General features: G+C 44.7%; 24 protein-coding genes. 5 read left to right on the forward strand and 19 right to left on the reverse strand.

Features of this window, described 5'->3' with window-relative positions; genetic code table 11:
* Positions 1-120 precede the first annotated feature (120 nt).
* Positions 121-3,468 carry a DNA polymerase III subunit alpha gene (gene dnaE, locus NST56_RS15670; RefSeq protein ID WP_339177646.1) on the reverse strand — a complete coding sequence of 1,116 codons (3,348 nt, stop codon included), beginning with the start codon at positions 3,466-3,468 and terminating at the stop codon, positions 121-123.
* Positions 3,469-3,608: 140 nt separating this feature from the next.
* On the opposite strand from dnaE, the gene ytrH reads away from it, so the two are divergent.
* The 3 genes from ytrH to NST56_RS15685 all read left to right on the forward strand — a co-directional run bounded on the left by ytrH (position 3,609) and on the right by NST56_RS15685 (position 4,742).
* Complete coding sequence (gene ytrH / locus NST56_RS15675; protein WP_010335282.1) at positions 3,609-3,950, forward strand: sporulation membrane protein YtrH; 342 nt, start codon at positions 3,609-3,611, stop codon at positions 3,948-3,950.
* Positions 3,947-4,450 (forward strand): sporulation membrane protein YtrI, encoded by a 504-nt coding sequence (gene ytrI, locus NST56_RS15680; RefSeq protein ID WP_010335283.1) that lies wholly within the window; start codon positions 3,947-3,949, stop codon positions 4,448-4,450. The genes ytrH and ytrI overlap by 4 nt, the downstream gene beginning before the upstream one ends.
* A 100-nt stretch (positions 4,451-4,550) precedes the next feature.
* Positions 4,551-4,742 carry a hypothetical protein gene (locus tag NST56_RS15685; RefSeq protein WP_010335284.1) on the forward strand — a complete coding sequence of 64 codons (192 nt, stop codon included), beginning with the start codon at positions 4,551-4,553 and terminating at the stop codon, positions 4,740-4,742.
* 17 nt (positions 4,743-4,759) lie between these two features.
* On the opposite strand, the gene nrnA is transcribed toward NST56_RS15685, so the two are convergent.
* Positions 4,760-5,701 carry a bifunctional oligoribonuclease/PAP phosphatase NrnA gene (gene nrnA / locus NST56_RS15690; RefSeq protein WP_010335285.1) on the reverse strand — a complete coding sequence of 314 codons (942 nt, stop codon included), beginning with the start codon at positions 5,699-5,701 and terminating at the stop codon, positions 4,760-4,762.
* Positions 5,702-5,831: 130 nt separating this feature from the next.
* On the opposite strand from nrnA, the gene NST56_RS15695 reads away from it, so the two are divergent.
* Positions 5,832-6,134: a YtpI family protein gene (locus tag NST56_RS15695; RefSeq protein WP_010335286.1), complete on the forward strand. Its 303-nt coding sequence runs from the start codon at positions 5,832-5,834 to the stop codon at positions 6,132-6,134.
* 19 nt (positions 6,135-6,153) lie between these two features.
* On the opposite strand, the gene NST56_RS15700 is transcribed toward NST56_RS15695, so the two are convergent.
* The 14 genes from NST56_RS15700 to sppA form a co-directional block, all read right to left on the reverse strand.
* Positions 6,154-7,473: a CBS domain-containing protein gene (locus NST56_RS15700; RefSeq protein ID WP_010335287.1), complete on the reverse strand. Its 1,320-nt coding sequence runs from the start codon at positions 7,471-7,473 to the stop codon at positions 6,154-6,156.
* 117 nt (positions 7,474-7,590) lie between these two features.
* A complete protein-coding gene (locus NST56_RS15705; protein ID WP_010335288.1) occupies positions 7,591-8,274 on the reverse strand; it encodes a metal-dependent hydrolase in 684 nt (227 codons plus the stop codon).
* Between the two features lie 63 nt (positions 8,275-8,337).
* Positions 8,338-9,105 carry an SDR family oxidoreductase gene (locus NST56_RS15710; RefSeq protein WP_010335289.1) on the reverse strand — a complete coding sequence of 256 codons (768 nt, stop codon included), beginning with the start codon at positions 9,103-9,105 and terminating at the stop codon, positions 8,338-8,340.
* A 128-nt stretch (positions 9,106-9,233) separates the two neighbouring features.
* Positions 9,234-9,365, reverse strand: coding sequence for a hypothetical protein (locus NST56_RS15715; protein WP_010335290.1), 132 nt, complete (start codon positions 9,363-9,365; stop codon positions 9,234-9,236).
* Positions 9,366-9,429: 64 nt separating this feature from the next.
* Positions 9,430-10,815 (reverse strand): argininosuccinate lyase, encoded by a 1,386-nt coding sequence (gene argH, locus NST56_RS15720; protein ID WP_168748514.1) that lies wholly within the window; start codon positions 10,813-10,815, stop codon positions 9,430-9,432.
* Positions 10,812-12,023 carry an argininosuccinate synthase gene (locus NST56_RS15725; RefSeq protein ID WP_010335293.1) on the reverse strand — a complete coding sequence of 404 codons (1,212 nt, stop codon included), beginning with the start codon at positions 12,021-12,023 and terminating at the stop codon, positions 10,812-10,814. Before NST56_RS15725 ends, argH begins: the two co-directional genes overlap by 4 nt.
* A gap of 167 nt (positions 12,024-12,190) precedes the next feature.
* The gene (locus NST56_RS15730; protein WP_339177652.1) at positions 12,191-12,703 is read right to left on the reverse strand and encodes a molybdenum cofactor biosynthesis protein B; all 513 of its coding nucleotides are present in this window, start codon (positions 12,701-12,703) and stop codon (positions 12,191-12,193) included.
* Between the two features lie 80 nt (positions 12,704-12,783).
* Positions 12,784-13,971, reverse strand: a complete 1,188-nt coding sequence (locus tag NST56_RS15735; RefSeq protein WP_268445451.1) for an acetate kinase — start codon at positions 13,969-13,971, stop codon at positions 12,784-12,786.
* A 343-nt stretch (positions 13,972-14,314) separates the two neighbouring features.
* The gene (locus tag NST56_RS15740; RefSeq protein ID WP_268445448.1) at positions 14,315-15,301 is read right to left on the reverse strand and encodes a class I SAM-dependent methyltransferase; all 987 of its coding nucleotides are present in this window, start codon (positions 15,299-15,301) and stop codon (positions 14,315-14,317) included.
* A 61-nt stretch (positions 15,302-15,362) separates the two neighbouring features.
* Positions 15,363-15,866, reverse strand: coding sequence for a thiol peroxidase (gene tpx, locus NST56_RS15745; RefSeq protein ID WP_010335298.1), 504 nt, complete (start codon positions 15,864-15,866; stop codon positions 15,363-15,365).
* Positions 15,867-15,975: 109 nt separating this feature from the next.
* Positions 15,976-16,431: a GerW family sporulation protein gene (gene ytfJ, locus NST56_RS15750; RefSeq protein ID WP_168748516.1), complete on the reverse strand. Its 456-nt coding sequence runs from the start codon at positions 16,429-16,431 to the stop codon at positions 15,976-15,978.
* 13 nt (positions 16,432-16,444) lie between these two features.
* Complete coding sequence (locus NST56_RS15755) at positions 16,445-17,125, reverse strand: DUF2953 domain-containing protein (protein ID WP_339177659.1); 681 nt, start codon at positions 17,123-17,125, stop codon at positions 16,445-16,447.
* Between the two features lie 75 nt (positions 17,126-17,200).
* Positions 17,201-17,695, reverse strand: coding sequence for an RDD family protein (locus NST56_RS15760; protein WP_010335301.1), 495 nt, complete (start codon positions 17,693-17,695; stop codon positions 17,201-17,203).
* Between the two features lie 12 nt (positions 17,696-17,707).
* Positions 17,708-18,715 carry a signal peptide peptidase SppA gene (sppA, locus tag NST56_RS15765; RefSeq protein ID WP_268472236.1) on the reverse strand — a complete coding sequence of 336 codons (1,008 nt, stop codon included), beginning with the start codon at positions 18,713-18,715 and terminating at the stop codon, positions 17,708-17,710.
* A gap of 184 nt (positions 18,716-18,899) precedes the next feature.
* Here sppA and NST56_RS15770 point away from each other — a divergent pair, with 184 nt between their 5' ends.
* The gene (locus NST56_RS15770) at positions 18,900-19,703 is read left to right on the forward strand and encodes an NAD kinase (protein WP_010335303.1); all 804 of its coding nucleotides are present in this window, start codon (positions 18,900-18,902) and stop codon (positions 19,701-19,703) included.
* A gap of 35 nt (positions 19,704-19,738) precedes the next feature.
* Here NST56_RS15770 and NST56_RS15775 read toward each other — a convergent pair whose 3' ends face one another.
* The 3 genes from NST56_RS15775 to NST56_RS15785 form a co-directional block, all read right to left on the reverse strand.
* Complete coding sequence (locus tag NST56_RS15775; RefSeq protein WP_339177663.1) at positions 19,739-21,331, reverse strand: amidohydrolase; 1,593 nt, start codon at positions 21,329-21,331, stop codon at positions 19,739-19,741.
* A 19-nt stretch (positions 21,332-21,350) separates the two neighbouring features.
* Positions 21,351-22,940 (reverse strand): acyl--CoA ligase, encoded by a 1,590-nt coding sequence (locus tag NST56_RS15780; protein ID WP_168748520.1) that lies wholly within the window; start codon positions 22,938-22,940, stop codon positions 21,351-21,353.
* 177 nt (positions 22,941-23,117) lie between these two features.
* The gene (locus NST56_RS15785; RefSeq protein WP_010335306.1) at positions 23,118-23,333 is read right to left on the reverse strand and encodes an alpha/beta-type small acid-soluble spore protein; all 216 of its coding nucleotides are present in this window, start codon (positions 23,331-23,333) and stop codon (positions 23,118-23,120) included.
* Positions 23,334-23,378: the final 45 nt, after the last annotated feature.

Genomic DNA, 23,378 nt, shown 5'->3' on the forward strand with positions numbered 1-23,378 from the left:
TAATGAAATTTTTTGATTCGTATGCTGCTGCATTGATTGCTGCATTCTGCGGAGTTGATCTATCAGAATATTTAAACAGAGTAACATAATTGCTCCAATTGTATAACAAAAAGAGAATGGTTACCACTGTTTTAAAACGACGTTTTTTTGCCCTAACAGCTCTTTTAAGCGGTATAATACCTGGTGATCCGCCTCGATATGGAACTCCTCAGGAAGCTTTATCGTCTGTTTTTGCCTTTCATAATAGAGATAAACGCCGGTTTCCCCCTTATGCTCCAGCAAAATGCGCTTTATCTTTGTCAGGATCTCCTGACTGTGCTGACTGCTTTCTATTTTAATATAAACCGATGGCGCTTTTTCAGCATTCATATTTTCCAGCAATTCCGCTCTGGACATAATAAACTGGGCTTTTTCCTGCCTGATTTCACATTTCCCTGCTGTGAACAATAGAGCGCCCTCTCTTAAAACGGGAGAAAGCTGTCTGAATTGTTCAGGGAACACAACGGCTTCCATCTCACCGGTCTCATCGCTTAACGTTAAAAACGCCATGTTTTGACCTGTTTTTGTCCGAATCGTTTTGATTTTCGTCAGCAGGACACCGAGTGAAACCTGCTTTTTAACAGTCTGCTGAGCCTGCTGAATGGATACCGCTCCGCGCGCTGTCAGCTGGTTTCGGAAGGCAGAGAGCGGATGATTTGAAAAATAAATACCGAGCGTTTCTTTTTCAAATGCAAGAATATCCACAAGCGGGAGCTCCTCGGTCTCCACATACTTCGGTTTAATGGAAAACGATTCATCTAAAAACAATCCCATTTGGTCATCGTCCGCGGCGAAAAGCTCGGCATGCTCTAACGCAACGTCAATCGATGCGAGCAGTGTGGCCCGGTTTTGAGCGAATTCATCCATTGCACCAGAAAATATGAGCGCTTCAAGCGTTTTGCGGTTTACGCTTTTTGACGGCACACGAAAGCAGAAGTCGAAAAGATCTTCGAATGGTTTCTCTTTTCTGGCTTTATATATATCTTTGACTGCTGAGACGCCTACACTTTTTATCGCACGGAGGCTGTACCTGACAGCTCCGCCTTCAACTGTAAACGGATAACTGCTTTTGTTCACTGACGGAGGAAGGATACGAATCCCGCTCCCCTTCGCTTCGTATAGATATTGAGCTATTTTATCCTCATTGCCAATGACGCTTGTAAGCAATCCGCACATAAAATATAAAGGATAATGAGCCTTCAAATAAGCAAGCTGGCAGCCGATCATGCTGTATGCCACCGCATGGCTTCTGTTGAAGCCATAGTTTGCGAATTTGACGATTAAATCGTAGACTTCATTTGCAGTGTCTACAGAATACTCCTTTTTTAAGCACCCTTCAACAAAATGGCTTCGCTCCCGGTCAAGAATGTCTTTCTTTTTTTTGCTGACTGCACGTCTGAGCAGGTCCGCCTCTCCTAAAGAAAATCCTGCCATACGTGACGCAATCACCATAATTTGCTCTTGATAAACGATGACGCCATACGTATCTTCCAATATCTCTCTTAAATCTTCGTGGGGATAATGGACCGGCACGCGGCCATGCTTACGGTCGATAAATAACGGAATGTTTTCCATCGGGCCGGGCCGGTACAGCGCGTTTACCGCGACAATATCTTCTAATCCTGAGGGCTTAAGCCTTTTCAGAACGCTTCTCATTCCTGAGGATTCAAGCTGAAAAATCCCTGTCGTATCCCCTTTTGACAGCAGAGAGAATGTTTTTTCGTCTTGATAAGAAATACTCGAAAGATCTATTTTCATATTTTTTTCTTTTTCAATCATTGAAGTGATGGACTCGATGAGTGTCAGGTTGCGCAAGCCTAAGAAATCCATTTTCAAAAGGCCCAGATCTTCGAGGTGATCCATCGCGTATTGCGTTAAATAGATCCCTTCATGTCCTTCCTGAAGCGGGACAACATCTGTTAACGGTTCCTCACTCAGGACAACGCCGGCCGCGTGGGTTGACGTATGCCTCGGAAGACCTTCTATTTTTCTGGCAATCGTAAAGACTTGCTGAAGCAAACTTGATTCACTGAGCCGCTTATTCAGCTCCGGTGATTGTTTTCTCGCATCATCCAAGGTCATGCCTGGCCTTGAAGGAATAAGCTTCGCAAGCTGATCCGCTTCCTTCGGACTTACACCGAATACCCTTCCGACGTCCCGAAGCGCTGCTTTTGCCGCCAGCGTCCCGAAGGTAATAATTTGGGCGACATGCATGGCGCCATATTTCTGCTGAACGTACTGAATGACCTCGTCCCTTCTCGTATCCGGAAAGTCGATATCAATATCCGGCATACTGATTCGCTCCGGGTTTAAAAACCTCTCAAATAACAGGTGATGCTTGATCGGGTCAACGTCCGTGATATAGAGAACATAAGCCACGAGCGATCCCGCCGCAGAACCCCTTCCCGGTCCTGTCACAATCCCGTTTTCGTGGGCGTGCTTCATAAAATCCCATACGATCAGAAAATAATCGCTGAACTTCATTCGCTTGATGACATCAAGCTCATATTGAAGTCGTCGAATATACCGTTCGTCAGGTGTATCAAAGCGGCTGCGGAGCCCTGCCATACAAACATCCGTCAAATAATCATCCGCGGATGTACCGTCTGGAGTCGGAAATGACGGCAGGCGGGTCTGTCCGAGGCTGACGTCAATCCGGCATTGTTCTGCAATCTCAACAGATGCTTGCAATGCCTCAGGATGCTCTTGATATAGAACACGCATTTCATCAATGGATTTCAAATCGAGATCCGGCATCTCTTCGTCTGATGCCTCAGTAAGCTTTTCACCTGACTTTATCGCTTTCAAACAGCGATAGGCAGCCTGATCTTCTTTCCTTATGTAATGAACATCGCCTGTCGCCGTGACCGGAATACCCGTTTCTTCAGACAGCCGGAGGATTTGCTCAGATAAGAATTTATTTTCTTTAAACGGCTGAAAGGATAAATAAAAAGCGCCTTTTCCGAATATAGACTGAAAATGAAGTGCTGCTTGAGCGGCTTGGTCAAACAGACCTCCTTCAAGCAGCATTTCAATATAGCCCTTCTCGCCAGGGGTAATTGCGATAATACCTTCGCGATAGCTGTTAAGCCATTTTGGCTTCAGGCCGTTTTTTGATTTCGATTGCAGGACGCTGCTGATCTTCAGCAGGTTTTGATAGCCTGTATTTGATTTTGCCAGCAGGACGAGCGGGTAGGCTTCGAGCTCGTCATCATCTGTGAAAACAGAAGCCGTCAAGCCGATAATCGGGTTAATCCCCCTCGCCTTGCATGCTTTATAAAATTGAATAGCTCCGTACATGACATGATCATCTGTCAGCGCCAAAGACCCATATCCGAGCCTGTCAGCTTCACTGACGAGCTCTTCCACAGCCGCGGCGCTGTTTAGCAGGCTGTACCCGCTATGCACTTGCAGGTGAACAAAAGACATGCTATCACCTCTTTCTCCATTACGATCCATTTCTTTCTTCATTATAAGTCGGGTTTTCAAAAGAAACAAATGTTCTTTTTCGAGTCCTCATCATACTTGTCCCGAAAGCTCAATATGATATAAAAGGTGAGGTGATTAAGATGGATCAGGAAGCTGGCTTTATGGTAAATTTTATCAACAGTTATTTTATCGCATTAGGGGTGCTGATCGGAGGCGCACTCATCGGAGGCCTTGGAGCATATTTGGCAGGCGAAGCCCCGCTTACGGTTATTTCAAAGCTTGCGAACAGATTAAAAATTTGGGCGCTGGTCGCCGCAATCGGTGGTACATTTGATGCGGTATACAGCTTTGAACGAGGTATTCTTGAAGGCAATACGAGAGATTTATTCAAGCAGATTCTTCTCATTATCTCGGCCATGGGCGGGGCGCAAAGCGGCTGGCTTATTATTTCATGGCTGACGCAGGAGCATATTTCTTCATGAGGGTGCCGCAGCATTACAAAAAACCGGGATGGCAGCGTTTTTTTGCTGGTATGATGTGCGGAGCCGTGATCAGCTGGTTTTTTTTCCTGTTTACATACGGAACATTCCAAGAGGAGCAGGTTTCCCTCATCGAAAAACAAAAAGAGCACGTCAAAGACTTGAACAACCAAATTTCCATCTATCAGGAAGACCTCCACAAACTAAATGAAGATAATAAAAGAAAACTGCTTATTCAAAGCGTCGATGTAAAATTATTAAATGGAGAAAAATACAAAATCTCGCAGCCGGATAAAACAAAATTCGAGGAGCATGTGAAGGATGATATTTCAGAGGTCATTACAAAGGATATAGAAAGCGTCTATAAAACGAAGGAGCTTTTAAAACGGACAATTGAAAATAAAGTCTATACGATCAATGAAAAAAAATATGAGGCAGCTGTCAAGGAATTAATTATTTACACAAGGCTTTCTGTAGAAATTGAAATATCATTCGCGACGTAAATATGGAATTTTCTTAAATTTTTCAAACTCCTGTCGCTTTTTCCCATTCTTTTTTATAAACTATAAATGAGGCTTAATAGCGAAAGGAGGAGGAAGGGAAATGGAGGTTTACAGTGACCGTCAATTAGCAAAAGATCAAGCAGCCCGACTCAGACAAGGTTTTTCTGCATATGCCGAAACAAACTCACTCGCTTCCCTCATCAAAAAAGAACTTCAATCTCATAATCTCCAAGTCTACGAGGACCTTACTGAGTTCGGCTGCTGGTTCATCCCCGTCACAGATGAACACTAAGAGAGAGGGTCTCCCCTCTACTTGTGTTCTTTACATAACGTCTCCAGATCAGCTAAAATCTGTTCCGCTTCATCCCAGCTGTAAATGGAGGCGCCTGAAGCCAGAGGATGCCCTCCGCCGTTATATTTCCGGGCGAGTCCGTTAATAACAGGCCCCTTTGAACGGAATCTGACTCTGATTTGATCGTCTTCTTCTATGAAAAACACCCATGCGCGAATGCCTGAGATATTTCCAAGCGTCCCGACAAGCTGCGACGCTTCAGAAGCTGTTGTGTTGAACATTTCCAGAGTGTCCTTTTTGATGAAAACAGAAGCAGCGCCATTTTCAGACAAAGACACATTTTGAAAGATATAGCCGTTAAGCTTCACCACATTCAGTTTTGTTTCATACAATTGATTAAACAGCTCTGAAGAAGAGAACGGATACTTAATAAGCTCGCCTGCATATTGTAATGTTTTTTCCGTTGTATTGGGAAATAAGAAGCGTCCGGTATCACTGACAATGCCGGCATAGATCAGCTTTGCGGCTTTTGTATTCAGCTTCCAGCCGTGCTCTTTTCCTTCTAAATACAGCTCGTAAATCATTTCACTTACTGAGCTTGCATTCGTATCGACCCACAGAAGATCGCCGTAAGGATCTTCGTTCGGATGGTGGTCGATTTTCATTAGTTTGGCGCCTGATAAATAACGCTGATCGTCGACTCTTTCCTGATTTGCCGTATCGCAGACGATCACAAGGGCGCCTTTATATGTTTCATCGTCCACCTCATCGAGGGTATATAAGAAAGAGAGGGACGGTTCTGGCGTGCCGACCGCAAAAATATTTTTTTCAGGATACGTTTCACGCAGGATTTCCGTAAGTCCGCACTGAGATCCGTAGGCATCCGGGTCAGGGCGCACATGTCTATGTAAGATAATCGTGTCATATAATGATATGGTTCTGATCAATTCTGTTTTCATTTGATACTCCTTTATTGTTTTTTTTCATTAAATCACATTCTCTGCCGACGGAAAAGAAAAATAACATCAAAACCAAGCCCGTTTTTGTATAGAATGGGTTTGTAAACTTTTACGATGGAGGATTTCATTTATGCTGGTTCTTGTTTTTTTGATTGGGCTTTCAGCCTGCTTTTATGTGTACTATAAAGTAAAAGGCGTACGGACAAAGCAATCTTTGGAAAAAGAAATCTTTTCAGCAAAATCCAGCATGGCATTAGGATCGCTGGTGCTGTTTTACGGACTCAATCAAATGATATTATTCCATTCAGTATTAACGTTAGTAATCGGCGGGATCTTTATCGTCATCGGAGCCGGAAGCGCATGGGCAGGTTATAAAGCCTACAGCCATTACAATCCCCTTCACGCCAAAGAAGCTGAAAGAGATCACGCGTAAGGGGCGCCTGAGACGTCCCTTAGCTTCTTTCCATCAGCTGAACCATCAGCATTGCTTTAGACACGATATGGCCTTGGCTGTGCACTTCAACTTCCATTTTTCCGAACTTTCTTCCAGCCTCTAAAATGCGCGGCTTGACTTCGATGACCGACTCCATCTGCACAGGCTTCAAAAAGAAAATGGTGATGCTTTCTATCACTAGTTCGCCGCGTTTTTTCGAGCGCAAAAACCGATTGGCCGCTTGCGTCAAAATGGTCGTAAACACGCCATAAGAAATCGTCCCCAGCTGATTTGTCATTTGCGGTGTTACTTCATACTGATAAACCGTCTGATCCTGTTTATCATCATCCTCATCTTTAAATCCTCTTGAGACAATATCATCAAGCTTTTCCCCGACTTGAGGCTGCTTTTGAATCATTTGAAGAGCTTTCAGCACGTCTTGGCGGCTGATCATGCCAATCAGCTTTTGGTGTCCGTCAGTGACGGGGAGCACTTCGATCCCTTCCCATACCATCATTTGCGCCGCTGAGGCGACAGACGTTTTCCCAATAACTGTAACCGGATTTTTTGTCATGACTTTTTCAATGGGTGCATTCCGGTCGTGACCTGCGATATCTTTCGAAGTCAAGATCCCGTGGATTTTCATTTGTTCGTCGACAACCGGGAACCGCCCATGGCCCGTTTCAAAGTTTTTCTCGTACCATTTTTCAAGTTTATCCTTAGGTGAAAGATATATCGTACGGTCAGCGGGCGTTAAAATGTCCTCCACCAGAACGATTTCTTTTTTGATCAGCTGGTCATAAATCGCCCGGTTAATCATAGCGGCGACTGTAAAGGTGTCATAGCTCGTGGATAAAATCGGCAGCTCAAGCTCATCTGCCAGCTGCACGATGCTGTCATCTGTGTTAAATCCGCCCGTTACGAGTACAGCGGCGCCTGCCTCAAGTGCCTGTCTGTGTGCATTGATTCGATTTCCGACAATCAAAAGATTCCCGGCTGCCGTATACCGCATCATCGCGTCCAGCTCCATTGCGCCGATGACAAATTTATTCAATGTCTTATGGAGCCCCGCCCGGCCTCCGAGCACTTGTCCGTCTATGACGTTTACAACCTCAGCATATGTAAGCTTTTCGATATTTTCTTTTTTCTTTTGTTCAATTCTGATTGTTCCGACACGTTCAATCGTACTGACAAAGCCTTTATTCTCTGCTTCCTTGATCGCTCTGTACGCCGTGCCTTCGCTTACTTTCATTTCCTTTGCGATTCTCCGCACAGAGATTTTTTCACCTACGGGCAGCGAATCAATATATGTTAAAATTTGTTCATGCTTAGTTGCCAAACCTTTCACCTCTAAGGGACAGTCTTCTGCTTTTATTATAAGGGCTCGGATGATTGATTCGCAATGAGGCAGGAAAATAAAAAGCATCTCCTGATTTTCAGGAGATGCTTTCAGCGTTTAAAGCTCAATCGTTTCACCGACGGCCATGACTTTTCCGACTCCGCCCGGCAGGCTGTCTGCAAATGCTTCCGGGTCTTGCTCGATGACCGGGAATGTATTGTAATGAACCGGTACAACTTGTTTTGCACGCAGCCATTCTGCAGCTAGCTTGGCGTCTTCAGGCCCCATCGTAAAGTTGTCGCCAATCGGCAAGAAGGCAAGATCAATATGGTTCAGTTCCCCGATCAGCTTCATGTCAGAGAAAAGAGCCGTATCGCCGGCGTGGAAGATCGTTTTGCCCTCAACAGTCAGCAGAATACCGGATGGCATGCCTGTGTAGGTGATCGTTTTATTTTCTTCGTCAGTGATGGCAGATCCATGAAAGGCCTGTGTAAGCTTCACTTTCCCAAAATCAAATTGATGGGAGCCGCCGATGTGCATGGGGTGAACATTTAACCCTTTCCATCCCAAATATACGGCCAGCTCATTCGGTGCCACAACCAGTGCGTTATTTTGCTTTGCGATTTGCTCAGTGTCGCCCACGTGGTCATTGTGGCCGTGAGTCAATAAGATAGCGTCCGCTTTTGCATCCTCAGGTTTTAAATCGGTTAACGAATTTCCTGTCAAAAACGGGTCAAATAAAATATGATGATTATTCGTTTCTACTGCAACTACAGAATGTCCGTGATACGTTACTTTCATTTCCTTCACCTCGTCACTTTGTATTTGGTGATTTCATTTTCCCTTTTTAAGATGCTGAAAAACTTATGTGGATTGATTCTTGTTAATGACATTGAGGCCCCCGGTTGCTTCAATCACAGTTCCTGTCACCAGGTCTGAGTTCTCTTCGCACAAAAAGGCAATGATTCTGGCGATATCTTCACCGGTGCCTGATCTTCCTATCGGCGTTTTTTCTTTGCCGATACGCTGTCTGGCTTCCTCTATTGACGCTTCCTTCATGTCGCCGACAATGTCGCCCGGGCAAACCATATTAGCGGTTATTCCCGATTCAGCTTCTTCTATCGCAATTGTTTTTGTTAAAGAAGCCAACCCCACTTTTGCGGCGCCGAACGCGGAGCGGTGAAGCCAGCCCGGTGCGTGTGCCGCGCCTTGAAATCCGTACGTGATGATACGCCCGAATTGCTGTTTTCTCATGACCGGAATAACTGCTTTGAATAAATGAAAGACAGCGCTTAAATTTCCTTCCAGCATACCGTACCATTCGTCATCGGTATAATCGGCTAACTTTTTTCGTTCAAATATGTATGGCCCCGCGTTGTTAATCAAAAAGTCGATTCTCCCGAAACGGTCCAAGGCAGCGTCTGCTATGCGCAGCAAATCCTCTTTTTTGGTGACATCACCTTTTACAAATTGCAGCCGGTCAAGATAGTCAGGACAGGCTTCCTTCAGGCGGCTGACAGCCTCTTCATCCTGCCTGTAATTCACTGTTACTGAATACCCCTTTGCAAGCAATGTTTCAGTCACTTTGCGGCCTAATCCCTTCGAACCGGCAGTAATTAAAGCATGTCGCACATCAATACCTCCCAAAGCAACGTCGCCGCTTTTCAATAAAGTGTTTCTTCTTCTACTTTACTATAAAAGGCCGTCAATATCACTTTTTACACTTTGCCATACAAAAAAAGCTGTCTTTAACAGACAGCTTATTCCGCAGAAGATGAAGGCTCTTGATCCGGGATATCCACATAACCGCTTTGATATGCTTCGGAAATGAGCCTTGTTGTCTCCTGGCTTTCTTGTTCATCATAAATATAGCGTTCCGGTTCTTTTTTCATCCTTCTGCCTCCCATCATTATAGAGGTAGGTTGGCTGTTATGACGGGATTTTATGAAGGAAATTTTAACAAACTCCGGCTGCCACGCAAGCTTTCGCTTTTACAAGTGCCTGCTCAACTTGTTTGAAGCCCGTGCCTCCTGCGCTCATTCTTTTTTCGACCGCATGATAAGGGTCCAAAACAGTATATATATCATCCTCGAAAAGATCGCTCGCCTTCTGAAAATCGTCAAACGGCATGTCACTTAAATAGATTCCTTTTTCGATGCATGTGTACACAAGCTTTCCGACCACTTCGTGCGCTTCTCTGAATGGCATTCCTTTCTTCGCTAAATAATCAGCCAGTTCGGTCGCATTTGAAAAGTCTTGTTTTGTCGCTTGCTTCATGACGTCTTTGTTAACAGTCATTGTTTGAATCATACCTGTGAAGATTTGCAGGCTGCCTTCGACCGTTTTCACCGTGTCAAACATGCCTTCTTTATCTTCCTGCAGGTCTTTGTTATAAGCGAGCGGAAGGCCTTTCATGATCGTAAACAGCCCCATCATGTCACCGTATACGCGCCCCGTTTTGCCCCGAATCAGCTCAGCCATATCCGGGTTTTTCTTCTGCGGCATCATGCTGCTTCCTGTTGCATACGTATCGTCTAGCTCGATGAATTTAAACTCCTGGGAGCACCACAGAATGATTTCTTCAGAGAAACGGGAAAGGTGCATCATCAGCATGCTGCTGTTGCTTAAAAATTCCAAAATGAAATCTCTGTCGCTGACGCCGTCGAGGCTGTTTTCATAAATGGAATCAAAGCCGAGCAGCTCTGCTGAATACTCACGATCGATCGGGAAGGTGGTACCCGCGAGCGCTCCGCAGCCGAGCGGAGATTTGTTGATCCGCTTCATTGAATCCTGAAAACGTTCCTTGTCGCGCTCCAGCATCCAGAAATACGCAAGCAGATGGTGAGCGAATGAAATCGGCTGGGCGCGCTGAAGATGAGTGTAGCCCGGCAGAATGGTTTCAACATTTGCTTCTGCTTTATCAATGAGCGCACCTTGGAATGCCTCTATCAGCTCGATAATATGGGCGACATGGTTATTCAGGTACAAATGCATGTCAGTTGCCACCTGGTCATTCCGGCTTCTTCCGGTATGCAGCTTGCCGCCGAGAGGGCCGATTTCGTCAATGAGCATTTTCTCAATGTTTAAATGAATATCTTCATAATCAACTGAGAACTCTAATGCCCCGTCTTCTGCTTTTTGCAAAAGGGTTTTCAGTCCCTCACGGATTTTCATCTCTTCTTCTTCTGTCAGGATACCGCATTTTTTCAGCATGGCAGCATGTGCGAGAGACCCTGTAATGTCTTCAGTGACTAAATGTTGGTCAAATGATATGGACGCGCCGAATTCGTCGACCCATTTTTCAGGTGTTTTTTGGAATCGGCCTCCCCAAAGCTTCTTCATGCTTTAATCTGCTCCTTCTTTTTCACGATGCTGTTCACTTTTGTCGGAAGTCCCCAGAGCTCGATAAATCCGATTGCCGCATGGTGGTCAAACGCATCGTCTTTAGTATATGTTGCAAGTTTTTCATCATATAGAGAGTATTCTGATTTACGCCCCTCTACAATGGCATGGCCTTTAAACAGCTTCACGCGAACGATGCCTGTAACGTGTTTTTGCGTTTCTTTTAAGAAAGCGTGCAGCGCGTCTTTTAAAGGGGAGAACCATAAGCCGTTGTAAATGATTTCTGACAGCTTTTGTTCGATGGCCGGTTTAAAGTGCGCGACCTCTTTCACTAATGTCAAATCTTCCAGTTCCTTGTGTGCTTTGATAAGTGTTATCGCACCCGGGCATTCATATACTTCACGGGATTTAATGCCGACAAGGCGGTTTTCCACGTGATCGATACGTCCGACCCCATGCGCGCCTGCAATTTCGTTCAGTTTTAAAATTAATTCAGAAAGGGAGTAAGAGACGCCGTCGATGGATACAGGCACACCTTGTTCAAATGCGATTTCAATGACTTCCGGTGTATCCGGTGTTTTTTCCAGCGGCGCTGTAAGGTCGTATGCTCCTTCTGGCGGAGCGGCCCACGGATCTTCTAAAATGCCGCACTCATTTGCACGTCCCCAAAGATTTTGGTCAATGGAATACGGGCTGTCAAGATTGATCGGAATCGGAATGCCGCGGCTTGCCGCATATTCGATTTCTTCTTCACGAGACCATTGCCATTCCCGAACTGGGGCGATGACTTCAAGGTCAGGATTCAAAGATTTAATTGATACCTCAAAACGCACCTGGTCATTTCCTTTTCCTGTGCATCCGTGCGCAATCGCCTGTGCCTCTTCTTTTTCTGCGATCTCGACTAATTTTTTTGCAATAAGCGGACGAGACAATGCGGACACGAGCGGATATTTTCCTTCATACATCGTGTGAGCCTGCAAAGATAACAGCGCGTAATCCTGGGCGAATTCTTCTTTTGCATCAATCACGTAAGAATTTGTTGCGCCGACTTCCAACGCTTTTTGCTGAACAAACGCCAAATCCTTGCCTTCGCCGACGTCCAGGCAGCAGGCGATAACATTATACCCTTGCTCTTGAAGCCATTTTATCGCGACGGAAGTATCAAGACCCCCTGAGTATGCTAATACGACTTTTTTCTGTTCTGCCATAATAAAAATCTCCTCTCAACCCTGTTTCTTTTGTATAAAAATAAATTATATTTAATAAAAATACATTTTGTATGTATACACTTTAACAAGTAAGCTCCTTTTTTTCAAGCCTTTTATTAAAAAAACTTCACCCATTTTTCAGGTGAAGTTTCATAGTATTTATTCATTTACTTGTCTTTTCTGATTTCTCTGACCACATGGGCGAGCTCCGGAATAATCAGCTTATTCATTGCCAGCTTTACCGCACCGCTGGAGCCTGGCGTTGAAAAAACGGCTGTATGTTGGATAACGCCGGCTGTGGCTCTCGACATGATTGCACTGGAGCCGATGTCTTCTGTATAACTGAGCATCCTGAATATTTCTCCAAAGCCGGGCAGCTCTTTCGAAAACAGCGGCATAATGGCTTCAATGGTGACGTCCCGATTTGCTATGCCTGTCCCTCCGTTTAAGAGAACCGCGTCCGTTTGCTCATCCATGCAGCCCGCGAGCACAGCCTGCTGCAGGGCATCCTTTTCGTCTTTTACAATTTCATATGCAGCAATCTGATGGCCGGCTTCTTCTAAAAATGAGATCATCAGCCTGCCGCTTTTATCCGTTTCTTCCGTTCTCGTATCACTGACCGTAATCACTTTACACCGGACAATATCGGGTGCCTCTTGTTTATGCTCTTGAACACTCATTGGCTCACCTCTTTGTATTTTTGTCTACCTTTATCATGCTTCAACAAAAAAGCACATTCAAGAGAATGTGCTTTTTTGCATTATTTAGCTAAACGAACAACGTCGCGTGCAATCATGACTTCTTCATCAGTCGGAATGATCATAACTTTTACTGGAGAATGAGGGTAGCTGATGAACGCTTCCTCACCGCGTACGTTATTAAGCGCAGGATCCCAGTATACGCCCATAAATTCTAGACCGCGAAGAACGCGTTCTCTGACTTCTACGCTGTTTTCACCGATACCGGCAGTAAAGATGATCGCATCAACACCGCTCATTCTGGCAGCGTAAGAACCGATGTATTTGTGGATACGGCTCGCGAAGACTTCAAGCGCAGTTTCCGCGCGCTCATTTCCTTGTTTCGTTGCTTCAACGATGTCACGAAGATCGCTTGAGAAACCGGAGATGCCAAGCAGTCCGCTTTTTTTGTTTAATGTATTCAGTACTTCGTCAGCGGTTTGGCCCGTTTTCTCCATAATGTATGGGATCAGGGCAGGGTCGATGTTTCCAGAGCGTGTACCCATTGCCACACCCGCAAGCGGCGTGAAGCCCATAGATGTATCAATTGATTTTCCGCCTTCAACAGCCGCAATACTTGCACCGTTGCCAAGGTGGCAGGAAATCAGGCGTAAATCTTTTAACGGACGGCCGAGAAGCTCTGCCGCACGCTCCGTCACATATTTATGTGAAGTGCCGTGGAAGCCGTATTTACGGATACCGAATTTTTCATAGTATTCGTATGGCAGGCTGTACAGGTAAGACTGTTCAGGCATTGTTTGGTGGAATGCCGTATCAAAAACAGCAACCGCAGGAACATTTGGAAGCACTTCTTTGAAGGCTTTAATTCCAACGATATTTGCCGGGTTGTGCAGCGGCGCCAATTCAGAAATATCTTCAATCTCCTGAATTGTTTCGTCAGTTAATAAAACGGAATCACTGAATTTTTCTCCGCCGTGTACCACGCGGTGTCCAATTCCGTCAATTTCATTTAAATCTTTGATAATGCTGAATTCCGTCAGCTTATTCAGCAGCATTTTAACCGCTACCGCATGATCAGGTATATCAGTTACTTCTGTATTTTTTTCGCCGTTTACAGAAATCGTGAACACACTGTCGGCGATACCGATTCGTTCAACTAAACCCTTCGTTAAAACTTTTTCTGAAGGCATTTCGAAAAGCTGAAATTTCAAAGACGAGCTTCCTGCGTTAATTGCAATAATTTTGGACATGATTGACGCTCCTTTTTACTCTGTATCAACATCTTCGTTTTTCGTACTTTTTTCCCGGTGAAATCATCAATTTCTCCCGAAAAATATCTGACTTTTCCATTTAAACATTGTCATGTCGGCTTTTCAAGTCAACTTCCGTATTGATAACGCTTACAAAAAGAAGTCGTTATTTTCAGACACATTACCTATGCGCTAAACATTGATTAACGCTTTCATCCTGCAGTTTCTCCTTTCGTATTTTGTGTGTTGAAACCTTATTCAATTCGTCTATCTTTCCCCTGATGTTCATACAAAAAAACAGCTTAAGCTTCCTCAGACCGGAGCTCAAACTGTTTTCATTTTTCTATTTTTCCTTTGTAAACCACGCATCTATTTGTGCCATCATGTCGAGCATCGCCTTCTGGTTGGAGAAGGACGGCAGATTCGCAAGCAGAATTTGGTTCGGCGCTTTCGTCTCATCACCTGTTTTCTGAAGCACAAGAATACTTTTGGCATGGGCTTCATCTTTAAAAATTGATTTTGGCAGCTGCAATAGTGCATTAATATGAACTTTGTCCTTGAAAAACTGCTTCAGCTTGTCGCTTTGAGAGCTTTCAAACAAATGATTCGGGATCATAAAGAACAGGTAGCCGCCGGGTTTCGTATGCTTGACGCTTTGCTCAATAAACAAATGATGAGCGAAGGAATGGCCTTCATCCGCTTTCAGTTCAAAGGCTTTTGCCCCCTCGTCATTCGGATAATAGCCAACCGGCAGATCGCATATCACTGTGTCAACCGGATCGATAAACAGCGGCTCGAGGCTGTCCTGATGGAACAGTTCCAGCTCTTTTTTCAGAAGGTTCGCCTGGCCATAGGCAATTTTCAAAAGCACGTCATCTATTTCTACGCCATAGCTTTTCGCCATATTCTCTGACAGCTGGTTTAACACGGTGAACAGAAGATTTCCCGTTCCAACAGCCGGATCAAGAAGTGTAACATCCTTTTTCCCTGCCATAAACTTATTTACCAAGTAACTGATAAACAGTCCGATAGTGTCTGGCGTCATTTGTCTGTTTGGATGGGATATATCCTTTAATCCCTTTAAGACGGCAAGCTGGAATGCTTTTCGCACCCACTCGTGTTCATATGTGTCAAATTTGGCTTTTTCAAGCAGTGCTTTAAGCTTTACAGCCTTCTCATTCGGCAGCTTCAGCTGATCCGTTTTTTGAAGAAAATACATTTCTCCCGCTTCGGCAAGCGCTTCTATATATGAAATCTGCAATTCATTTTTTATGATAATCGCTGCATCATCCAGCAGCTCGTATACCGCACCTACATGATCGTTTTGCATAATGTGTTCCTCCTTGCCATGAAAAAAGCTCCGGCGGCAGCCTGGAGCTTTTTTCACCTGCTTACTTCAATAATGCCTTGGCAGCCTCAATCGGCTCTTCATAATTCGGGTGGTTCGTTGCTTCGCTTACATATTCAGCGTAAACGACTTTTCCGTTCTCATCAAGCACAAATACGGAACGCGCAAGCAGACGAAGTTCTTTTATATATACACCGAACGCTTCGCCAAATGACATGTCTTTGTGGTCTGACAGAGTTTCCACTTTGTCAATTCCGTTTGCTCCGCACCAGCGCGCCTGTGCAAATGGAAGATCCGCACTGATTGTATAAACGTTAACATCTCCAAGCTTTGCAGCCTCTTCGTTAAAGCGGCGGGTTTGCGCATCGCAAACGCCTGTGTCAATTGAAGGGATAACAGAAATAATCGTTACTTTTCCTTTCATGTCAGCTAACGATTTTTCTTCAAGGCTGTTAGTCAGCACTGTGAAATCAGGGGCTTGATCTCCTACTTTCACTTCTTGTCCGACAAGCGTAACCGGACCGCCTTTGAATGTAATTTCAGCCATTATAATTCCTCCCTTTTGTATGTATGTCTCTATCATAGTAAAGTTTCTTGCAAACTGCAAAGTATATGCCAAAAAAAAGTTAACTGCGGCCGCCGCAGTTAACCCTTCTTTAATAATTCATATTGTTCATTTGGTTTTGATTTTGGCCTTGGTTTTGATTCTTGTTATTTTTCTTAAACATTTGCTGTATGCGCTCCAGTGTTTGAGGGGCTGCGTCCAGAATTTTCTCAATCAAATGAGTATTTTCATCTAAATGAAGCATTCTGATGCCAGTCGAACCGACAATTAAAAACGCGATCGGCGTAATAGACACACCGCCCCCGCTTCCGCCTCCGAAGGGTAGTTTCTGCTCTCTTGTTTCATCGTCTTCCGATTTTTTCACAGCCGGTTTGCCGCCAAACTCACTGCCGCCTGCGGCGAATCCGAATCCAACTTTAGAAACGGTTAAAATCACGCTTCCATCCGGTGTTTCAACCGGATCTCCGATGATTGTGTTTACATCAATCATTTCCTTCAGGTTTTCCATTGCTGTTTTCATTAAACCTTGGATGGGATGGTCTGCCATATACGCTTCCTCCTTAAACTGATGAATCTTTCTTTGAAGTCATTCGAGCTGACGGATTCTTCTTTAATACAGAAAGCTCCCGTCCGTACTTAACGAATTTGAAAGCTGCAAGCATAGCATGTCCAAAGCGAAAAAAGAATATACACTGAAAATGGGTCTTGGAAACAGGGACTTGAAACGATGGAATCACGTCATAAACAGGCTTATTCACAAAGTCTAAATGGTCATGAAGCATAGCTGCAATACCGCCTTTGACTCCCCATACGCCACCTGTTAACACACCTGTCACCGCGGCGTCATGAACCCCGACGACTGTGACCCATTCGAGTTTTGTGATATGCAAATGCGCCATAAAAGAAGCGCTGATTTTTTTTAACTTAGTGACATGATGCAGAAACATTTCAATTTTATTGATGCTCTGCTGCACATCATCAAACGTGATTTTTTTCTTACTGCTGCTTTTTTTCACTTTCGATTTTGTGTTCTGTCTGATATCGACTGTTCCGTCATCTTTGTTCACCTTAATCGCCGGAATTGTTTTTTTAATCCGAACCAGGCCAAACAGCGCAGTAATTTTCAAGGTCAGCTTGTCATTATCATCAGCATGAAGATACTCCGCGGCAACATAAATTTTCATTCTGAGAAGCAGCACGATACCTATAAGAATAAGAATGGCTGACAGCACATATACCATATTCTTCACTTCCTCTAGGAAGCATTATCGCCCATTCAGCAAAAAATAAACCCGGACGGGGTCCGGGTTTATCTGTTATTTACGATATAATTTTTCGTGCACCACAGTTGTATCAGCAATATAATCGTGAATCCCCTGTTTTTTAGGAGAAAAAGCGATGACGATATATAAGATCCAAATTTTATCAATATACCGCCCGACCACTTCACGGAAAATCACAGTGCTCCATGTCAGCTTATGCCCCTGCTTGACAGAAATTACTTTGAGGCCGAACACCATTTTTCCGAGCGTTTGCCTGAAGTATTTGGTCATCAGCGTAAAATATGCCAGATAAACGAAAAGCGTTGTAATACTGTAGGCTGAGATGGTAAACATGCCGGATGTTTTCGGCAGATCCAGTAAAGTAAAGATGGGAGAAACGATTAAATGGTTTAATCCCCACACAACGAGCCAATCAAGCAGGAAAGCCCAAAAACGGACCCAAAAGCCCGCATATGCGTGTGTGAGCTGTTCCGCTTGATCCGGGCCTGCAATGTCGCTGCGCTCTAACTCTTCATATGTCGCATCCATTATTGATCCCTCCTACTTCGCATAGAGATACATCATTCTCGGCGAACCGGATTGTGAAAGAACTTCTCTCATATTCAGAAAATCAATTTCACTTTTAAACATCTTGTTCGCTCCCATGGAAAACAGAGAGCCTAATCCGAAGCTTTCCTCGTAAGAGACGACAGAAGCGTTTTTCAAGTTTTTATGGTCCTTTTTCATGGCCGCAATTGTATCATCATAAAATCCAAGTTCATCCACAAGGTTCAGTTTTTTCGCCTGCCGCCCGTCATACACGCGTCCGTCCGCAATTTTCTTTACCTGTGTTTTCGATAGGCCGCGGCCTTCTGAAATGACATCGACAAAGCCTTCATAAGAGTTATCAACCATAGATTGCATGATATTTTTTTCTTCTTTTGTCATCTCACGGGAAGGAGACATAATATCCTTGTGAGCCCCGCTTTTAATGGTCTCAAAAGAGATGCCGAGCTTATCAGCCAGCTTTGAGTAATTCACGCTTTCCATGATAACCCCAAGAGATCCTGTCAGGGTTTCCGGTGTCGCAAAAATTTTATCCGCAGCTGTTGAGATATAATACCCGCCGGAAGCTGCCATCGATCCCATTGACACATAGATTGGTTTTTTTGTTTCTTTTTTTACTTCTTCCAGTTTTTTATGTATTTCGGCACTTTCATACACTCCGCCTCCCGGAGAGTTTACCTTGAGTACGATCCCTTTAACCGCATCATCTTCTTTTGCCTGCTCAAGGTTTTTCAAGAATGTTCGGTGGTTATACCCTTCTGAACCGAGCAGACTGCTTGAATCACCATTATCCTGAATGGTGCCGCTGACCTCCAAAACAGCGATTTTGCTGGAAAGGCTTCCGTTTTCAAGCGTCACTTCCTGGGATTCATCTGTCAGTGACGTAAGGTCTGTTTGAGCACCCTTAACACTTTCAAAGAAACTCATTGAGATACTGACGATGATGGACACGCCAAAAATTCCAAGGGCGATCACTAATGCGATCCATCTTTTTGCATTCATTTTTTCTCCTCCTTTTCCCCAAACTCTCTCATTATACGATTGAAATGAAAAAATGTTTCATTAATGAGAAAGCTCCGGCTTAACGGGCTGCCGGCAAACATGGTACACTTATGACCAAAGGTATTTTATCACAAATACTGGATGGCAGAAAAACTTAAATATGACAGCAAAGGGGAAATGGGATATGACCGATCATCGCCGTAATGTTTATTTTTTTCACAAACAGGACCAGGAAACAAACAAACAAGTCAGTTCCTTAACACAATTGGCTGAAGAGAACGGATTTACTGTTGTCAATCAGCCTTCTGACGCCAATATTATTGCCAGTGTAGGCGGAGACGGTACATTTTTGCAGGCGGTCAGAAAGACGAATTTCCGTGACGACTGCTTATACGTCGGCATTACCAAAAAGGGGAAAGCTCATTTATACTGTGATTTTAACAGTGATGAGCATGAAAAAATGGTGGATGCGATGACATTTGAACAAATTGAGGTCAGAAAATACCCGCTGATTGAAGTGACAGTGGATCACACCAGTCCTTTTCATTGTTTAAACGAAGTTTCCATTCGATCGAGCATTATTAAAACCTTTGTGATGGATGTGCTGATTGACGATCTGCACTTCGAAACGTTCAGAGGAGACGGAATGATTATTTCCACGCCTACAGGCAGCACAGCTTATAATAAGTCTGTGGCCGGAGCCGTCGTTGATCCGCTGCTTCCCTGCATGCAGGTGACGGAGCTTGCTTCACTGAACAATAATACCTACCGCACTCTAGGCTCTCCGTTTGTCCTCAGCTCTGAGCGAAAGCTGACGCTTCGTGTGGTGCAAGCCGGAAATGAACACCCGATTATCGGTTTGGACAATGAAGCACTCAGCACAAGAAACGTGAAAACGATTGAAATCAAGCTGTCTGATAAAAAAATAAAAACAGTGAAACTAAAGGACAATTCTTTTTGGGAGAAAGTAAAACGGACATTTTTATAGAAAATGAAAAGGACAGGCTATTCCCCTGTCCTTTTTTATTGGTGATTCTCATATACAATCTGACCGTTGATAACGGTTTTTTCTATCTTTAAAAGATGAAGCTGTTTCGGGTCAGTGGTAAACGGATCTTCGCTGAGAATGGTAAAATCCGCGTCATACCCTTCAGCTATTTTCCCCCGTGTCTGCTCTTTGTATATGATCTCAGCACTTCCTGCTGTATAAAGCCTGATAGCTTCATATACTGTTAAACACTCGCTTTCGTTATAGGTCGGGCCGTTTTGTTCGCGGCTGCTTGTCCGGAGCACCGCAGACTGAATGCCGAGAAGCGGCTCAACAGGCTCAATTGGAGCATCAGAACCCCCCGCACATAAAATGCCTTTAGAGATCAGTGTTTTCCAAGCGAAGGCTGTTTTCATCCGGGCTTCTCCAAGACGGTCAATCACCCACGGAAAATCACTGGCGACGAAATGAGGCTGAAGATCAAGAGCGATCGGCATCCTTGCTGCTTTTTCAATCAACTCATCATTCAGCACCTGAGCATGAATCAGACGATCAAGCCGGCCTCTTTTTGGCGGATGCTGCTCGACAGCCTGCAGCACTTTTTCAAAGGCAAGGTCGCCGATGGCATGAACGGCAACCTCCATTCCTTTCTCTCTCGCTTTTTGAACGAGGCGGCTGAGTGTTTCATCATCATGAACTTGAACACCGTTTGTGGAAGGATCGTCATGATACGGCTCTTTTAACAAAGCTGTTCTCCCGCCAAGCGCTCCATCAGAAAATATTTTCATGGCACCGAATTCAACGTACGGGCCAGACGGCTTCTTCATTTGCTCCCACCGATCAACCGCTTCATGATGAACGAGCAAATGACAGCGAAACGGATACTTCCCGCTTGCCGCGGCCGTCTCATAAGCTTTCATCGGAACGGACACATCGCCGTAATAGGACAAATCTTCCGAATGGCCGCCTGTCAGGCCTTTTGTCCAGCAATCCTGAATGGCCGCTGTAAGCGCCTGATCAACATAGTGCTGAGATACAGGCGGAACGGCTTGCAGGATCAGATCCTGTGCCTTATCAAACAGAAGCCCCGTCGGCTCGCCGTCTGCATCTCTTTCAATCACGCCGCCATCGGAATCAGGAGTGGCTTTTGAAATCCCTGCGGCTTGCAGCGCCGCAGAATTAACCGCTATTGCATGCCTGCATACCCGCTTGAGCAAGACAGGCCTTTCTGGGAATAAAGGATCAAGGTCATGCTTCGTCAAATAAGCCGGCTTCTCGAATCGATTTTCATTCCAGCCCTCTCCAATGAGCCAATCGTCTTTAGACAGGCTCTCTTCTCTTGCCTTCGCAGCCTGCAGCACAGCTTCTTTAGATGTATAGGAAGATAAATCAAGCTGGAGCTGTTTTTCTCCATGCCCGATCAGATGCAAATGGCTGTCCACAAACCCCGGAAACATGACTGCTCCATTCAAACTGATGTCTTGTGTTTCCGGCGAATTGTATTTCTTCTTCAGACTCTCATAGCTGCCGGTGCCTTTTATAACACCATCCTCTACATAAACAGCCTCCGTTTGGTGGCCTTCTTCGAGCATCGTATAAATGAAACCGCCGTGCCATATCGCCTTCATTCACGTTCACTCTCTTTCTTTACGCCTTTTTATTGGCTTTGAGCTGTTCTTCACGTTTTCTTAATTCCACTCGTCTGATTTTTGCAGAAGCCGTTTTCGGCAGGCTTTCCACAAATTCAATCTCTCTTGGATATTTGTATGGAGCAGTAATGGTCTTCACATGGTTTTGCAGAACTTTGACAAGCTCATCACTGCGTTTTCCGTGATCTTGGAGGACAACGTATGCTTTAACGATGGAGCCCCTGATTTCATCCGGGCTTGCGACAACAGCGCATTCTTTGACTTCAGGGTGCTTCACGAGCGCGTCTTCCACTTCGAATGGCCCGATCGTGTAGCCAGAGCTGATAATGATATCGTCATTTCGGCTTTCAAACCAGAAGTAACCATCCTCATCTTTTCTTGCTCTGTCTCCTGTTAGGAAATAATCGCCGCGAATTTGTGTTTTCATTCTTTCCGGATCTTTAAAATATTCTTTAAAGAGCGCCGGGGTGCTGAGGTGAACAGCGATATCGCCAACCTCACCCGTTTTGCAGATTTCACCGTCTTCATTGATGATCTCCACCTGATTTCCCGGTGTCGGTTTTCCCATGCTTCCCGGTTTAATATCCATATCCTTTAAGACACCGACTAAAAGCGTGCTTTCTGTTTGGCCGTATCCGTCCCGCACCTTAATGCCGAAGTGCTTTTGAAACACATCAATGACTTCACGGTTGAGCGGCTCACCTGCGGAAACGGCACTGTGCAGGGCAGAAAGATCATAGCGGTCCAAGCCTTCAACCTTCGCCATTAAGCGGTATTCCGTCGGCGTACAGCAGAAGACATTGATTTTGTAGCGGTTTAAAAGTTCTAAATATTTTTCGGCTTTGAATCTGCCTTGATACACAAAACCTGTTGCTCCGCTTCCGAGTACCGCCAACAACGGACTCCACACCCATTTTTGCCAGCCTGGCGCAGCAGTCGCCCATACGGTATCCTGTTCAGAAATATCAAGCCAAGCGCCGGCTGATGTTTTTAAATGAGCAAATGCCCATCCATGTGTATGTACAACACCTTTCGGCTGTCCCGTTGTTCCGGAAGTATAAGACAAGAATGCCATATCTTCTCTTGTTGTATCAGCAGTTTGAAAACGGCTTCCATCCGCATCAATCGTTAATAGATTTTTCCATCCGGCATCATTTTCGCCAATAGACAGCTTAATCAGGCGGTCTGCAGTACTGACATCACGAAAAGCGCCAATAAATTCTGAATACACGATTGCACCTTTTACCTCAGCGTGTTCAATCCGATACTCAAGATCTTTCGCGCGAAGCATTTCTGAACAAGGAATCACGACCATCCCCGATTTCAAGATAGCCAGATAAACGGCATAGGCTTCGAGCACACGCGGCACCATTACAATCAGCTTGTCTCCTTTTTTAAATCCAAGATCCGCCAGAGCCGCACCGATTTTATTTGTTTCTTCCATAAGCTTTTCATACGACCATGCGTTTTGTTTGCCTGATTCATCCTCCCATAATAGGGCGGTTTTTTGTCCAGTTGCACTGAACTTTTCGATTTCATTAACTAAATTGTATTCCATTGGGGCAATTAAATCTTCTCGTTTCAACACGAACAACTCCTCACTTTCTCCACCCATTATACATAAATACATGCCGTTTCCGTAAGGATATGCCTAAAAACAAGCTCTATAAACATAGGTTTTTATAGGCCGCTGGTCCTTTTTTATAAAAAAACGAAAAAGAGTGGGGAAAAGCCCCACTCTTAAGCCATTATGTGAAATTGTCAATTAGAATTGTCCTCCGCCCATGTTTTGTTGAGCAAAAGATACAAGACGTTTTGTGATCTCTCCTCCAACAGAACCGTTAGCGCGAGAAGTTGTTTCTGCTCCAAGGTTTACACCGAATTCAGAAGCGATTTCTAATTTCATTTGGTCGATGGCTTGAGCAGCTCCTGGTACTAGGAGTTGGTTACTGCTGTTACCGTTTTGACTGTTTTGTGCCATGTGTCTCACCTCCTTGTGAGTATAGAATGTGTCAAAACACATGGC

The sequence above is a fragment of the Bacillus sp. FSL R5-0560 genome, from assembly GCF_037966305.1.
In the GTDB taxonomy this organism is placed as follows: Bacteria; Bacillota; Bacilli; order Bacillales; family Bacillaceae; genus Bacillus; species Bacillus mojavensis.

Excerpts from the sequence above, each read along its gene's own strand:
- NST56_RS15775 (WP_339177663.1), bottom strand. The coding sequence starts at position 21,331 with ATGAAGGCGATATGGCACGGCGGTTTCATTTATACGATGCTCGAAGAA.
- argH (WP_168748514.1), bottom strand. The coding sequence starts at position 10,815 with ATGAAGAAGCTTTGGGGAGGCCGATTCCAAAAAACACCTGAAAAATGG.
- NST56_RS15755 (WP_339177659.1), bottom strand. The coding sequence starts at position 17,125 with ATGGTATATGTGCTGTCAGCCATTCTTATTCTTATAGGTATCGTGCTG.
- NST56_RS15785 (WP_010335306.1), bottom strand. The coding sequence starts at position 23,333 with ATGGCACAAAACAGTCAAAACGGTAACAGCAGTAACCAACTCCTAGTA.
- ytrI (WP_010335283.1), top strand. The coding sequence starts at position 3,947 with ATGAGGGTGCCGCAGCATTACAAAAAACCGGGATGGCAGCGTTTTTTT.
- ytrH (WP_010335282.1), top strand. The coding sequence starts at position 3,609 with ATGGATCAGGAAGCTGGCTTTATGGTAAATTTTATCAACAGTTATTTT.
- NST56_RS15740 (WP_268445448.1), bottom strand. The coding sequence starts at position 15,301 with ATGCAAAACGATCATGTAGGTGCGGTATACGAGCTGCTGGATGATGCA.
- NST56_RS15695 (WP_010335286.1), top strand. The coding sequence starts at position 5,832 with ATGCTGGTTCTTGTTTTTTTGATTGGGCTTTCAGCCTGCTTTTATGTG.
- NST56_RS15705 (WP_010335288.1), bottom strand. The coding sequence starts at position 8,274 with ATGAAAGTAACGTATCACGGACATTCTGTAGTTGCAGTAGAAACGAAT.
- NST56_RS15725 (WP_010335293.1), bottom strand. The coding sequence starts at position 12,023 with ATGGCAGAACAGAAAAAAGTCGTATTAGCATACTCAGGGGGTCTTGAT.
- nrnA (WP_010335285.1), bottom strand. The coding sequence starts at position 5,701 with ATGAAAACAGAATTGATCAGAACCATATCATTATATGACACGATTATC.
- NST56_RS15770 (WP_010335303.1), top strand. The coding sequence starts at position 18,900 with ATGACCGATCATCGCCGTAATGTTTATTTTTTTCACAAACAGGACCAG.
- sppA (WP_268472236.1), bottom strand. The coding sequence starts at position 18,715 with ATGAATGCAAAAAGATGGATCGCATTAGTGATCGCCCTTGGAATTTTT.
- NST56_RS15715 (WP_010335290.1), bottom strand. The coding sequence starts at position 9,365 with ATGAAAAAAGAACCGGAACGCTATATTTATGATGAACAAGAAAGCCAG.
- dnaE (WP_339177646.1), bottom strand. The coding sequence starts at position 3,468 with ATGTCTTTTGTTCACCTGCAAGTGCATAGCGGGTACAGCCTGCTAAAC.
- NST56_RS15685 (WP_010335284.1), top strand. The coding sequence starts at position 4,551 with ATGGAGGTTTACAGTGACCGTCAATTAGCAAAAGATCAAGCAGCCCGA.
- tpx (WP_010335298.1), bottom strand. The coding sequence starts at position 15,866 with ATGGCTGAAATTACATTCAAAGGCGGTCCGGTTACGCTTGTCGGACAA.
- NST56_RS15730 (WP_339177652.1), bottom strand. The coding sequence starts at position 12,703 with ATGAGTGTTCAAGAGCATAAACAAGAGGCACCCGATATTGTCCGGTGT.
- NST56_RS15760 (WP_010335301.1), bottom strand. The coding sequence starts at position 17,695 with ATGGATGCGACATATGAAGAGTTAGAGCGCAGCGACATTGCAGGCCCG.
- ytfJ (WP_168748516.1), bottom strand. The coding sequence starts at position 16,431 with ATGGCAGACCATCCCATCCAAGGTTTAATGAAAACAGCAATGGAAAAC.
- NST56_RS15735 (WP_268445451.1), bottom strand. The coding sequence starts at position 13,971 with ATGTCCAAAATTATTGCAATTAACGCAGGAAGCTCGTCTTTGAAATTT.